The organism is Amycolatopsis sp., from assembly GCF_035276945.1.
Classification (GTDB): domain Bacteria; phylum Actinomycetota; class Actinomycetes; order Mycobacteriales; family Pseudonocardiaceae; genus Amycolatopsis_E.
In genome coordinates, this window is the sequence record NZ_DATELF010000127.1 from 1 (window position 1) to 12,998 (window position 12,998).

The window sequence follows — 12,998 nt, forward strand, 5'->3', positions numbered from 1 at the left end:
ATCGCCTCCAGGAACGGCAGCGACTCGATGTCGCCCACCGTCCCGCCCACCTCGGTGATCACCACGTCCGGGGTACGGCAGTCGTCGTCGGGCATGGCCATCGCCCGGATCCGCGACTTGATCTCGTTGGTGACGTGCGGGATGACCGGCACGGTGTCGCCGAGGTACTCGCCACGCCGCTCCTTGGCGATCACGGCCGAGTAGATCTGGCCGGTGGTGACGTTGGCGTTGCGGGACAGGTCGCGGTCGAGGAACCGTTCGTAGTGCCCGACGTCGAGGTCGGTCTCGGCGCCGTCCTCGGTGACGAACACCTCGCCGTGCTGGAAGGGGTTCATCGTGCCCGGGTCCACGTTGAGATACGGGTCGAGCTTCTGCATCGTGACGCGGAGGCCACGCGCGGTAAGAAGTTGACCGAGGCTGGAAGCAGTAAGTCCCTTGCCCAGGGAAGAGGCGACGCCTCCGGTGACGAACACGAACTTTGCTGTGCGCGGCTGAAGTCCCACGGGCTTCCACCTTATCGCACCCGCCCCCGGGCGCTCGCCGGCGGCGCCCGCGTAGTTCGATGGACACAAGACGTTCGCGATGGACACAGCAGGTTTACGGGAGACAGGAGAGGGAAAGGTGGCCGGAAACACAGCGGACACGTGGGCCGCGCCCACCGCGGACGGCGCCCTGGACGCCACCGTGCGGGTGCCGGGCTCGAAGTCGATCACGAACCGGGCCTACGTGCTCGCCGCGCTGGCCGCCGAGCCGACGCTGGTACGCAAGCCACTGGATTCGCGGGACGCGCGGCTGATGCTCGGCGCGTTGTCCGCGCTCGACGCCTCCTGGGCGCAGGAGGGCGAGAACGTGCTGGTCCGGCCGCTCGTGCCGGGACTTACCGGGGAGGTTTCCGTGGCGCTCGGCAACGCGGGCACGGTCGCGCGGTTCACCCCGGCGCTGGCCGCGCTCTCCTCGCGCCCGGTGTTCTTCGACGGGGACGAGGCGATCCGGCGCCGGCCGATCGCACCACTGCTGCGCGCGCTGTCCGACCTCGGCGCCGACATCGACGACGGCGGCCGGGGCGCGCCCCCGTTCACCGTTCGCGGGCACGGCGGGATCGCCGGCGGCAAGGTCGAACTGGATTCCAGCGCGTCGAGTCAGTTCCTGTCGGCCCTGCTGCTGGCGGCCCCGGCGTTCGACTCCGGCGTGACCGTCCGGCTTCTCGGCGGCACTCCGCCCAGCGAACCGCACATCGCGATGACGCTGGACCTGCTGCGCCGCTTCGGCGCCGCGCCCGAGCGGTCCGGCACCGAGTTCCACGTGCCGCCCGCGCGGCTGTCCTGCCCGGACTACACCGTCGAACCCGATCTCTCGACCGCGGCGCCGTTCGTCGCCGCCGCGGCCGTGGCCGGCGGCCGAGTCCGGATCGAGGGCTGGCCCGGGCAGACCACGCAACCCGGTGACTGGCTGCGCGGCCTGCTGGCCGAACTGGGACAGCGCGTCGAACTCGACGCCGACGGCCTCACCGTCACCGGCGCCGGCGGGATTTCCGGCGCGCGGCTGGACCTGCACGAGGTCGGCGAGCTCACCCCCGTCGCCGCCGCCATGCTGTGCTTTGCCGACGGCCCGTCCGTCATCTCGGGGGTGGCGCACCTGCGCGGGCACGAGACCGACCGGCTCGCCGCGCTCGCCACCGAACTGTCCAGCCTCGGTGCGCGGGTCACCGAGACCGGGGACGGCCTCGAAATCACGCCGGCACCCCTGCACGGTGGCCTGTTCCGCACCTACGACGACCATCGTTTGGTGATGGCGGCCGCGGTGCTGGCCCTGCGCGTGCCCGGGATCGAGATCGAGAACCCGGCGACCGTCGGCAAGACGTTCCCGGGCTTCGCCGATACGTGGCAGGCGATGTTCTAGGCGGGCTCGGCCAGGCGGTCGATCGGGCCGGGGTCGGCGGACCAGCAACAGAGCATGATCTCCTCGGCCCCGGATCGCCGAACGCGGTGATCGCGTCGCGGACGGACCGGGGTGTGGTGAGCATCCGCGGTCTGTTCGGCATGGGCGCCGCTGAATCCGTAGTAGACCAGGATTTCCGCGCGCGCCTCGTCCACAGTGGACTCGGATCCGAGTGCGACGTTCACCTGCGCCACCATCCGTGGCCCGCCGTCCCGGCCTGCTTCCGTCCGCGCCTTCCCCACCGCCAGGAAAAGGCTTTCCGCGTAGTCGGGTGAAGCGGCGCGGAAGAAGCCGTCGCCCCAGCGCGACCCGGTCCAGGGCGGGTGGCCGGAACGCACCGAAGAGTACCTCGGGTCCACCCGGCCGGGCCGGGGCAGGCCCGATCGGCCCGCCGCCCTCGCCCCGCCCAGATCCGCCGCATGATCGCCATCTGCTCGTCGAGCCGGCGACCGCGGCGGCGTGGATCCCGCCCCGCGGCAAGGAAATCGTCGTCGCGGCCACCGATACCGGGGCCGAGCGTGAACCGGCCGCCGGAAATCCGGTCGAGGGCCGCGCTCTGCTTGGCGAGCAGGGCCGTGTCCCGCGGCGGCGCGAGCAACACCTCGGTCTGCACGCGGATGCGCGTGGTGGCCCCGGCGACCGCGGCGAGGGTGACCATCGGCTCGGGGTTGCCGTAGACGAGCCGGTCGAGCAGGCCGAGCGTGCGGAAACGGGCCGGCTCCGGCGCGCCCGGCCCAGGTCAGCAGGGTTTCGGGACGGCAGATGAGCAGGCCGACACCGATATGCATGACGAACCTCCGGAGAGGTTGCCCGGGTTGCACCCCCGGACAGCACGGTGCTGAACCGACGTGCCGCCTTTCCCGATTCCGCTTGCACGCTCGGAGTTCCACGGCGTACACCTGACGGGAGCAAGATCGCTGGAGCGAGGCAACTTGGCACAGGAGGAGCAAATGGCTGACCGTGTTTTTCGTTTCGGGCTGGTCGCCGCGGGGATGAACTCGGCGGCGGAATGGACCGCGCAGGCCAGAAAGGCCGAAAGCATGGGCTTTTCGACGATCCTGCTGCCGGACGCGACCACGGTGCCCTCGTCGTTCCCCTATCTCGCCGCGGCCGCGGCCGCCACCGAAACCCTGCGTGTCGGCAATTTCGTGCTGGCCGCACCCCTGCGCACGGCGGGCTCCATCGCCTGGGACGCGGCCGCGATCGACCAGCTCTCGCAAGGCCGCTTCGAACTGGGGCTCGGCGCCGGGCGTCCCGGTGCCGACCTCGACGCCCGCGTCCTGGGCGTGCCGTTCGGCAAGCCGGGCGAGCGCGTGGCGAAGGTCGGCGAGATCATCGAAGCGGTCCGAGGCATCTTCACCGACGCCGTCTCGGGTAAGGAGGGGCTGGGTGCCTTCCAGCCCCTCCAGCGGCCGGCACCACCGATCATGGTCGCCGCGGGTGGCGACCGCCTGCTCTCCATCGCGGCCCGTCAGGCCGACATCGTGGCGGTCCAGGCCGACGCCGAAGAAAATCTCGGCGCGAAGGTGAACCTGATCCGCGAGGTGGCCGGGGACCGTTTCGACGACCTCGAGCTCAGCGCGAACGTTTTCGCCATCGGCGACGGCGACCTGCCGCCGTGGGTCGCGCACTTCGGCGTGGACACCTCCCTGGCCACGGACAACCGGCTCCTCGCGGTGCTCAACGGCGACACCGGAACGGCCATCGACGTCCTCAAGCGGCGCCGGGACTCCTTCGGCATCTCCTACGTCACGATCAACGCGTTCGCGCTGAAGGCGGCCGCCCCGGTCGTGGAGCGGCTCGCGGGCAGCTGAAACCGGGGCCGGGTCTGCCGGGGCCGGTCGGGCCACAGGACGAGGCGGGCGCCCTGCCGCAGGGGCGCCCGCCAGGTCAGCGGCCCGCCATACCGGGGACCGGCGCCTGCGCGTTGCCCGCGATGCCGTACCGGCCGGCCCCGCCGTCGAGCTGTTCGGCCAGCGCGAGCACGGTGGTGATCCGGCCCGCCGCCGTGTCCACGTCGTCCACAGTGGACAGAATGGAGGTGGCCGAGGTATCGGCCCTGACCACGCCGATCGCGCCGCTGCCCGTCGCGGAGTCCGCATCGCCCGCCAGCACGGCCCCCGCCCCCGCCCGGTCCAGCTGGGCCCCGAACCGGGCCAGCGTCGCCGCCCGGTCGCCCGCCCCGTAACCGGTGGCCTGGCCACTGGTGAGCACGACGGCGAGCTGGGCGGGACCGAGGTCCGGACCGGCCTTGACGAAGCCGCCGTCGGTGAGCCCGCCGATCGCGGCGGCCAGCTCCTCCGCCGAGGACTGCGGACGCGCGGTCTGGCCGTCCAGCAACAGCGCCGAACCGACCAGCGCTCCGGCGAGCGTGCCCGGATCACCGGCGGCCGGGAGCACCGACCCGGCCGGCTGCAGCCGGGTCACCAGCGTGCGCAACTGGTCGGACCTGGCCGGATCGGTGAACGCGTCGGTCAGCTGGAGCTCTCCGGTGACCGTGGCGCCGGCCTGGCCGATGAGCTGCCTGAGCGCGTCCCGGTCGGCGGGCCTGGCGTCGGCGGTGGTGATCAGCACGACCGACCGGCCGTCGAGCGCCCTTGTCACGACCTTCGGGCCGACCGAGCCGGCGAAGGTGTCGGCGTCGGTCAGCCGCGCGCGCAACGCGTTCCGCTGCGCCTGCAGGTCGGACACCTGGGCGGCCAGCTGCCCCTTTTCGTCGGAAAGACCGGACAGCAGCGAACCGCTCAACGCGGTCGAGCCGAGCACCACCCCCGCCGCCAGCGCGAGAAAGACCGCCGAAATCGAAATGACGTGGTATCGCGGCGAGATCACCCGAAGACTCCCCCCAGCCAGCCGGTGAACGCGGTCCAGGTGTGCCTGGCCCAGTCGAGGTAGCCGCTGCCCGCGTCGGAGACCAGCACCGCGGCCCCGACGACCACCAGCACGGCCAGCACCAGCAGCACCACCGCGGCGAGCGGGACGCCACCGGAGTGCAGGGTCGCGACCGCCTTGCCGTCGACGAGTTTCGTGCCGAGCTTGAGCCGGGTGAGGAAGGTGGACGGGTTCGAGCCGGACCGGCCGTGGTCGAGGAACTCCCGCAGCGTGGCCTGGAATCCGACGGTGACCACGAGGCTCGCCTGATGCCGGTCCGCGATCAGCAGCGCGAGATCCTCCGGGTTTCCGGCGGCCGGGAAGGTCACCGCGCCGATCCCCAGGTCCTGGATACGCTCGACGCCCGGGGCGTGCCCGTCCGGCTGGGCCGGCACGACCACCTCGCCGCTCGCCTTGAGCGTTTCGGGGTCGATCCCCTGCGGGTCCCCGACGATGATATCGGGCCGGTACCCCATCTTGCGCAGCGTGTCCGCCGCGCCGTCGACGCCGATCAGGACCGGGCGATGCTCGGCGATGTAGTTCTTGAGTGCCTTGAGGTCCGCGGCGTGCCCCTGGCCGGCGGCCACCACGAGCGCGTGCCGGTCGCGCAGCGAGACCCGGACGTCCGGCACACCGACCCCGTCGAGGATGAGGGTCCGTTCCCGGCGCAGAAACTCGATCGTGTTCGCGGAAAAGGCTTCCAGCTGGGCCGACATCCCGGCCTTCGCCTCGATCATCTGGTCGGCGACGCTCTCCGGGGTCTGCTCCACCCCCTGGGCGATCAGACGCCCGCCCTGATACACCGCGCCCTCGTGCAGGCGGACACGGCTGCCGTCCTTGAGCTTCCGGAGCACCTCGCCGCCGACCTCGTCGATGAGCGGGATGCCCGCCGCCACGAGCGCTTCCGGGCCGAGGTTGGGAAATCGCCCCGAGATCGACGGGGCCGCGTTGATCACGGCCCGCACCTCGGCCTCGACCAGGGCGTCAGCGGTCGGGCGGTCGAGGTCGATCTGGTCGAGCACCACGATGTCACCTGGCCCGACCCGGCGCAGCAACTCCCGGATCCGCCGGTCCACCCGGGCCACGCCGGTGATGCCGGGCCGGTTGTCGGTGTTTCCCGTGAGCAGACCGGTGAGCTTCATGCCGCCGATAGTGACAAACCAACCCCGAATGGCGCAGTCAACACGCGGACTTGACGTTCATCTTTCCTCCGTTGATCACCCCGATCAGTGAGCGTTATGCGAAACGGGAGATCAGCGCCTCGACAAACACAGTGATCAGGCCTTTCGCGAACGCCGTTCACGCGTTTTGCCCGCCGGACCGGCCTTCCTCTTGTCCGCCTCCGCCGCGGCGAGAAGTTCCTCGGCGTGGGCGCGCCCGGTTTCCGTGCCGTCCATGCCGGCCAGCATCCGGGCCAGCTCCTCCACCCGCTCGGCAGGCACCAGGGTCCGCACGTCACTGCGCGTCACCCCGGCCGCGGTGCCCTTGTCCACCACCAGATGCCGGTCGGCGAACGCGGCCACCTGCGGCAGGTGGGTCACCACCAGCACCTGGTGGCTGCGCGCGAGCCGGGCCAGCCTGCGCCCGACCTCCACCGCCGCCCGGCCCCCGACCCCGGCGTCCACTTCGTCGAACACCAGCGTCTGAACGGTGTCGGCATGGGCGAGCACCACCTCGATGGCGAGCATGACCCTCGACAGCTCGCCGCCGGACGCGGCCTTGTGCACCGGCAGCGGCGGGGCGGCCGGGTGAGCCCGCAACACCAGCTCCACCTCGTCCACACCGTCGGGACCGGCGTGCACCAGCTCACCGTCGACGGAAAGGCCGTGCGCGTCCGACTCCTCGGCCGGGCGCCGCCGCACGGTCACGTCGAGCTCGGCCTGGCCCATGGCCAGGCCGGCCAGCTCCGCGGTGATCGCCCTGGCGAGCTCGGCCGCCGCGACCGTGCGAGCCCGGGACAACTCGGCGGCCTGGCCACCCAGCCGCCCGGCCAGCCCGTCCCGGCGGGCGGCCAGTTCGGCCAGCGCCTCCTCCGAAGTGTCCATAGTGGACAAGCGTGCCCTGGCGTCCTCCGCCCAGGCGAGCACGCCGTCGGAGTCCGCCGCGTACTTCCTGGTCAGTTTCTTCAGCTCGGACTGGCGGGCCAGGACCTGCTCGAGCCGTTCCGGATCGGCGTCCAGGGACTCCAGGTACCCGGCCAGCTCCGCACCCACGTCGGCGAGCAGCACCTCGGCCTCGGCCAGCCGCGGCTCCAGCTCCCGCAGCACCGAGTCCTCTGCCGTCGACAGCCGCCGCCGCGCCTCCCCCACCAGGCCCAGCGCCCCCGGCAGGTCCGGGTCGCCATCCGGGGCGCCGGCCACCGCCGCCTGTGCCGAGCTCGCCGCCGTGCGCAGCTCGTCCGCGGCGGCCAGGCGCTTGATCTGCTCGGCCAGCTCGGCGTCCTCCCCCGGTTGCGGATCCACCGCGGCGATCTCGGCCAGGCCGTGGCGCAGCAGGTCGGCCTGCTGCGCCAGCTCGCGCGAACGGCTCGACCGCTCGGCCAGTTCGGTGACCACGGCCAGCCACTCCTGCCTGGTCTCCCGGTAGGCCTTCAGCGGTACGGCCACCGCGCCCGCGGCGAACCGGTCCAGCACCTCGCGCTGCTCGGACGGGCGCAGCAGCCGCAACTGGTCGTTCTGGCCGTGCACCGCGAGCAGCCGGTCGGCCAGGTCGGACAACACGCTCACCGGCACCGAGCGGCCCCCCAGATGGGCCCGGGAACGCCCGTCCGCGCCCACCGACCGGAGGGCGATCAAGGCGCCATCCTCGTCGATCTCCCCGCCCGCGTCGGCCACGATCCGGGCGGCATGCTCGGCGAGCACGCCCTCGAACCGCCCCTCGACGGTGGCCCTGCCCTTCCCGTTGCGGACCTTCGAGGCTTCCGAGCGGCCGCCGGAGAGCAGGTGCAGCCCGCCGACCACCATCGACTTGCCCGCGCCGGTCTCACCCGTGACCACCGTGAAGCCCGGGTGCAGTTCGAGCAGGGCGTCCTCGATCACGCCAAGGCCCTGGATGCGCATCTCGGCCAGCACGGCACCCACCGTAGCGGCAGCCACCGACATTGTGGGAGGCCGCGGTGCGAAAACTCCCTGTGTCAGCGCTGGCGCCAGCTCTTCACGGGCAGCGAGAACTTGTGTACCAGGCGGTCGGTGAACGGGCCCGGCCACAGGCGGGCCAGCCGCACCGGAACCCGGCCGGACACGACCTCGACCCGGGCGCCCCTGGGCAACGCGATATGCCGCAGGCCGTCGCAGGTCAGGATCGCCGAGGAGCCGTGCGGGTCGATCTCCACCGTGATCACCGACTCGCGGGAGACCACCAGCGGGCGGGCGAACATGGCGTGCGCGTTGCTCGGCACCACCAGCAGCGCCTCGACATCCGGCCAGATGATCGGCCCGCCCGCGGAGAATGCGTAGGCGGTCGAACCGGTCGGGGTTGCGCAGAGCACCCCGTCGCACCCGAACGCCGACACCGGCCTGCCGTCCACCTCGATCAGCACATCGAGGATCCGCTCGCGGGAGCTCTTCTCCACGCTCGCCTCGTTGAGCGCCCATTCCTCGGCCACGAGGTTCCCATCGACGGTCACCGTGACCTCGACCGTCATCCGCTCCTCGACCTGGTAGTCACGCTCGACCACCCGGTGCACGGTGTCCTCCAGCGCGTCCGAGTCGGCTTCGGTCAGGAAGCCGACCCGGCCCAGGTTGACCCCGAGTACGGGGACACCGACCGGGCGGGCCAGTTCGGCCGCGCGCAGCAGGGTCCCGTCGCCGCCGAGCACGAGCACCAGTTCGGCCCCCCTCGCGGGGTGGTCGTGCGGCTCGACCATCCGGCACAGCCCCGCGCCGTTGCCTCCCTCGATCAGCTCGCAGACCTCCTCATCGACGACACGTATGCCGATTCCGGCGTTGGCGAACTTGGTGGCCACCTTGTGTGTCGCCTCGCGGATCGTCTCGCGGTCGGGGTGCACGACGAGCAGCACCTCGCGGTCTGACATCACTGGGGTCCTTTCCCGACCGCGTCCAGGACCAGCGCCACCCTGTCCAAAGTGGATGGATCCCGGCGAAGCCGCACGAAGTACTCGACGTTGCCGGAAGGCCCGGGCAACGGACTTGCGACCACCCCGTGCGTGTAGAGCCCGAACCGCTCCGCCGCGGCCAGCACATCCAGGACGGCTGCCGCCCGCAGCTGTGGGTCCCGGACCACACCCCCGCTGCCGAGCCGGTGCTTGCCGACCTCGAACTGCGGTTTGACCATGGGGACCAGGTCGGCGCCGGGCAGCGCGCACGCCGCCAGCGCCGGCAGGACCAGGCGCAGGGAAATGAACGACAGGTCCCCGACGACGAGATCGACCTGCCCGCCGATCTGGTCCGGGGTCAGGTTCCGCACGTTCGTCCTGTCCAGCACGACCACCCGCTCGTCGGTCTGGAGCCGCCAGTCGAGCAGCCCCCGGCCCACGTCCACGGCGACGACGGTGCGGGCGCCGCGCCTGAGCAGGACATCCGTGAAGCCGCCCGTCGACGCGCCCGCGTCGAGGCAACGCTTGCCCGCCACGGTCAGGTCTTCGAACGCCTCCAGCGCGCCGAGCAACTTGTACGCACCGCGGGAGGCCCATCCGGGATCGTCGCCGCCGCGCACCACGATGGCCGCGTCGGCCTCGACTCCGGTGGCAGACTTGCTCGCGACCATGCCGCGGACGATGACCTTGCCCTCGCTGATCAGTGTGCTCGCGTGCTCGCGGGACCGCGCGAGACCCCGGCGCACGAGTTCGGCGTCGAGCCGCGCCCTCCTGGGCATCGGTCAGACCCTGTCGATCCGGGAAAGCGCGGCCGTCAACTCGGTGTGCACCGCGTCGAACCGCCCGACGTGCAAGGCGAGCGGCAACCGGTCCAGGTCGTCGAGCCCGGCCATCGCCTCGTCGATCCCGGCGCGCGGGTCGGTGGGCTGCGAATCGGTTTCTTCGTGCACCCCTACAACGCTAACGGATTCCGGCTCAGGACGGTGTGAGCCCCAGGCCCGCCAACGCCGACGCGGCTCGCTCGTCCGCGGCGCGCACGGCCGTCACGCCCGTTTCCCAGGCGACATGGCAGAGGGCGCGCAGCAGGTCGAGACTGTCCGGCGATCCGTGGGCCGAAACGGTCAGCGTGCCGTCGCCGGACCGCACCCGCCAGTCCTGCCTGGGGCCGATCCGCAGTTCGTCGGCGGAGAAGGCGAGCGAGGACAGGTCCGCGCCGAGATAGGTCGGACGCTCGGCCGGCACGGCGGACAGCAGGGCGGCGGGGGTCGCGACGCCGGTGAGCACGGCCAGGGAATCCAGCCCCGCGGCCACGGCCCCGGCGATGTCGGTGTCCAGCCGGTCGCCGACCGCCAGCGCCTTGCTCGCGCCCGCCGAGGACACCGCGGTGAGGAACAGCGGCGCTTCGGGCTTGCCGGCGACGACCGGCTCGGTCCTGGTGGCGGTCCGCAGCACGGCCACCATCGAGCCGTTGCCGGGCAATTCACCGCGCTCGGTCGGAAGGGTGGCGTCCACGTTGCACGCCACCCACAGAGCGCCTGCCCTGATCGCCACGCAGGCCTCGGCCAGGTCGCGCCACCCGGTCTCGGTCCAGTGGCCCTGGACGACGGCGGCGACCTCTTCCTCAGCCTTGCGTACCGGCCGCAGTCCCGCGGCCGCGACCTCGGCCTCCAGCGCCGGGGCGCCGACGACCACCACGGTCGCACCCGGGGCGAGCCGGCCGCGCAGGAGGCTCGCCGCCGCCTGCGCGCTGGTGCTCACCTCGGCCGGTTCGGCGTCGATCCCGAGCCCGCGCAGGTGCTCGACGACGTCCTCGGGTGCCTTGGAGGCGTTGTTGGTGACGAACCGGACCCCGATCCGCCGTTCGCGCAGGCCGCACACCGCCTCCGCCGCGCCAGGGATCGGCCGGGAGCCCTGGTAGACCGTGCCATCCAGGTCGAGCAGCACCGCGTCGTAACCGGCCTGGAGCGCCTCAGCCACTGGATAGTTCCGCGGCGCGGTCGGCGGCGTCGGTTTCCTCGTTCTCGTCGGCCTCGGCGGCGTGGAGGAACCACTTGACGGCCTCGTCCCGGCGACCCGCGGCGGCGAGGTTGTCCGCGTAGGCATAGAACAGGCGCGCGCTCCACGGATCCCGCTTGGTGGGGTTGAGGTCCGCGCCCTGCAACGACACGACGGCCGCGTCGAGTTGCCCGAGATCACGCCGTGCACCCGCGGCGACGATGCGAAGCTCGACCTCCACGTCACGCGGCAACGGCCGGCCCGCCGCTTCCTTGACCAGGTCGAGCGCACGCTCGGGCCTGCCGAGGGCGCGCTCGGCGTCGGCGATCACCGCGACATGATTGTCCGTCCTGGTCATCCGCCGGACCGCGCGAAGCTCGGAAAGCGCTTCCGCCCAGTTACCCGCGTGGTAGGAAACCAGGCCCAGCGCCTCACGCACGATCGGGACACGCGCGGCTTTGGCCTTGGCGTACCTCGCGTGCTTCAACGCCGCTTCGGGATCGACGTCCACCAGCCCGCCGGCCGCCACGAGATGCTTGCCGACCGTCTCGGCCAGTGCCTTCGGGAGGGTGCGCAGCTCGCGGCGGGCTTCCTCGTCGAGGTCGGCGAAGTCGATGTCCTCGGGCAGTTCGGGGGCGGAAAGGAGTTCCTTGGCCAGCGACTCGTCGTCGAGCGGCAGGTTCGGCTTGACCTGGGATTTGCGGACCTCCCGTTTGGTCGAAGGCCTGCGGTCGTCATGCTCCCGGCGGCCTTCTTTCGCCGGCCCACGCCGCTGATCCGGGGTGCCCGCCTGCTGTTCGTCCCGGGCGCCGGTGCGCGGTTCGTCGTGGATCGCCTCACGCCGGTCGTCCCGGAAAGCGTCGCGCCGGTCGTCCCGGGATGCGGCCGGCGGCCGATCGTCGCGTGCGCCACGATACGGGCGGTCCTCCCGGTAGCCGCCACGCCGTTCGTCCTGGTTGCCCGTGTACCGGCGCTCGTCCCGGGGACCACGCTGCCCACGCTGCTCGTCCCGGTAGCCACCCCGGCGCCGATCGTCCCGAGGACCACCGTAGGACCCGCTGGACGGCCGGTCTTCGCGTGGGCGGCCGTAACCGCGGTCGTCCCTGCCACCGCTGAAACGCCGGTCATCCCGCCCGGCCGAATAGCGCCGATCGTCACGGCCGCCGCCGTGGCGCCGGTCATCGCGGTCGCTGTAACGCCGGTCTTCGCGGCTGCCGCGGTCGCTGTCGTACCGCCGCTCGCCACGCTCGCCACGGTCAGCCCGGTCGCCGCCGTATCGCCGCTCGCCACGATCGGCCCGGTCACCGCCGTTCCGCCGCTCGCCACGGTCGGCCCGGTCGCCGTCGAACCGCCGCTCGCCACGGCCGCTGCCTCGCCGGTCGTCGCGCTGGCCCCGATAGGACCTGTCTTCCTGGTGGCCGCCACGCCGTTCGTCGCGATTGCCCGTGTACCGGCGCTCGTTCCAGGGACCACGCTGCCCACGCTGCTCGTCCCGGTAGCCGCCGCGCCGGTCGTCACGCGGACCACCACGACGATCGTCGCGGAAACCGCCGTCCCGGCGGGCGCCACGAGGAGCACCCCGGTCCTTGCTCCACTGGTCCTTGTTCCACTGAGGCCTGTCCCGGTGTTCCCAGGCGGGCCGGTCACCACGGCGACCTTCCGCGCGGTTGTCCCCGCGAGCCGGGTAACGCCGATCCTCTCGAGGCGGGTACCGGCGGTCGTCGTCACCTCCGCGCCGGCGGTCCCGGCGGTCGAAATCCCCGGACCGTCCACCGTCACGGTTCTCGCGCCACGACCGGTCACCTCCGCGGTCGCGGCCGAACTTGTCCGGCTTCCCGCCGGAGTAACCTCGTTTGTCGCCCCTCGGAGCGCCTGAGCGACCCTGGCCGGAGCCGGAACCGCGGCGCGGGACATCAGACGCAGACGAGGCGTCTTCGTCGCGCCGACCGAACTCCGCCACCTGATCCTCCTAGCTTCTTGAGATCGAATATGTGTGGGCATGCGCAAAGGGCCCGCTAGGGTGGCCGATTGGCTATCCTAGCGGGCCCTTTGGAAGGGGTGTTCGGTGGTGTCCTAGTCTCCCACACCCTGGCGGGTGCAGTACCATCGGCGCTGGTGGGCTTAGCTTCCGGGTTCGGGA

The 12,998-nt window shown here is 72.1% G+C and carries 12 protein-coding genes, 1 rRNA gene and 1 pseudogene; 2 read left to right on the forward strand and 12 right to left on the reverse strand.

Annotation, left to right across the window (positions count from 1 at the left end):
• Positions 1 to 503 (reverse strand): annotated as a pseudogene (locus VJT49_RS22955) (CTP synthase); the annotation flags it as partial.
• Positions 504 to 621: 118 nt separating this feature from the next.
• On the opposite strand from VJT49_RS22955, the gene aroA reads away from it, so the two are divergent.
• On the forward strand, positions 622 to 1,899 hold the full coding sequence (gene aroA / locus VJT49_RS22960) for a 3-phosphoshikimate 1-carboxyvinyltransferase (protein ID WP_324166961.1): 1,278 nt from the start codon (positions 622 to 624) through the stop codon (positions 1,897 to 1,899).
• On the opposite strand, the gene VJT49_RS22965 is transcribed toward aroA, so the two are convergent.
• The gene (locus tag VJT49_RS22965; protein WP_324166962.1) at positions 1,896 to 2,123 is read right to left on the reverse strand and encodes a hypothetical protein; all 228 of its coding nucleotides are present in this window, start codon (positions 2,121 to 2,123) and stop codon (positions 1,896 to 1,898) included. The two genes, aroA and VJT49_RS22965, sit on opposite strands and share 4 nt — an antisense overlap.
• Positions 2,120 to 2,596 (reverse strand): LLM class flavin-dependent oxidoreductase, encoded by a 477-nt coding sequence (locus VJT49_RS22970; protein WP_324166963.1) that lies wholly within the window; start codon positions 2,594 to 2,596, stop codon positions 2,120 to 2,122. The genes VJT49_RS22965 and VJT49_RS22970 overlap by 4 nt, the downstream gene beginning before the upstream one ends.
• A 292-nt stretch (positions 2,597 to 2,888) precedes the next feature.
• Here VJT49_RS22970 and VJT49_RS22975 point away from each other — a divergent pair, with 292 nt between their 5' ends.
• The gene (locus tag VJT49_RS22975) at positions 2,889 to 3,752 is read left to right on the forward strand and encodes a TIGR03621 family F420-dependent LLM class oxidoreductase (protein WP_324166964.1); all 864 of its coding nucleotides are present in this window, start codon (positions 2,889 to 2,891) and stop codon (positions 3,750 to 3,752) included.
• A 76-nt stretch (positions 3,753 to 3,828) separates the two neighbouring features.
• Here the strand turns inward: VJT49_RS22975 and VJT49_RS22980 are convergent, their stop codons facing one another.
• The 9 genes from VJT49_RS22980 to rrf all read right to left on the reverse strand — a co-directional run.
• Complete coding sequence (locus VJT49_RS22980; protein WP_324166965.1) at positions 3,829 to 4,770, reverse strand: copper transporter; 942 nt, start codon at positions 4,768 to 4,770, stop codon at positions 3,829 to 3,831.
• Positions 4,767 to 5,951 carry a putative cytokinetic ring protein SteA gene (gene steA / locus VJT49_RS22985; protein ID WP_324166966.1) on the reverse strand — a complete coding sequence of 395 codons (1,185 nt, stop codon included), beginning with the start codon at positions 5,949 to 5,951 and terminating at the stop codon, positions 4,767 to 4,769. Before steA ends, VJT49_RS22980 begins: the two co-directional genes overlap by 4 nt.
• 135 nt (positions 5,952 to 6,086) lie before the next feature.
• Entirely contained in the window at positions 6,087 to 7,880 is a 1,794-nt protein-coding gene (gene recN, locus VJT49_RS22990) for a DNA repair protein RecN (RefSeq protein WP_324166972.1), read from the reverse strand.
• A 62-nt stretch (positions 7,881 to 7,942) separates the two neighbouring features.
• Positions 7,943 to 8,842, reverse strand: coding sequence for an NAD kinase (locus VJT49_RS22995; protein WP_324166967.1), 900 nt, complete (start codon positions 8,840 to 8,842; stop codon positions 7,943 to 7,945).
• The gene (locus tag VJT49_RS23000; protein WP_324166968.1) at positions 8,842 to 9,642 is read right to left on the reverse strand and encodes a TlyA family RNA methyltransferase; all 801 of its coding nucleotides are present in this window, start codon (positions 9,640 to 9,642) and stop codon (positions 8,842 to 8,844) included. The genes VJT49_RS22995 and VJT49_RS23000 overlap by 1 nt, the downstream gene beginning before the upstream one ends.
• A gap of 3 nt (positions 9,643 to 9,645) precedes the next feature.
• Positions 9,646 to 9,813 carry a hypothetical protein gene (locus VJT49_RS23005; RefSeq protein WP_324166969.1) on the reverse strand — a complete coding sequence of 56 codons (168 nt, stop codon included), beginning with the start codon at positions 9,811 to 9,813 and terminating at the stop codon, positions 9,646 to 9,648.
• A 25-nt stretch (positions 9,814 to 9,838) separates the two neighbouring features.
• Entirely contained in the window at positions 9,839 to 10,840 is a 1,002-nt protein-coding gene (locus tag VJT49_RS23010; RefSeq protein ID WP_324166970.1) for an HAD-IIA family hydrolase, read from the reverse strand.
• On the reverse strand, positions 10,833 to 12,818 hold the full coding sequence (locus VJT49_RS23015) for a hypothetical protein (protein WP_324166971.1): 1,986 nt from the start codon (positions 12,816 to 12,818) through the stop codon (positions 10,833 to 10,835). Before VJT49_RS23015 ends, VJT49_RS23010 begins: the two co-directional genes overlap by 8 nt.
• A gap of 100 nt (positions 12,819 to 12,918) precedes the next feature.
• Positions 12,919 to 12,998 (reverse strand): 5S ribosomal RNA (gene rrf / locus VJT49_RS35605); the annotation flags it as partial.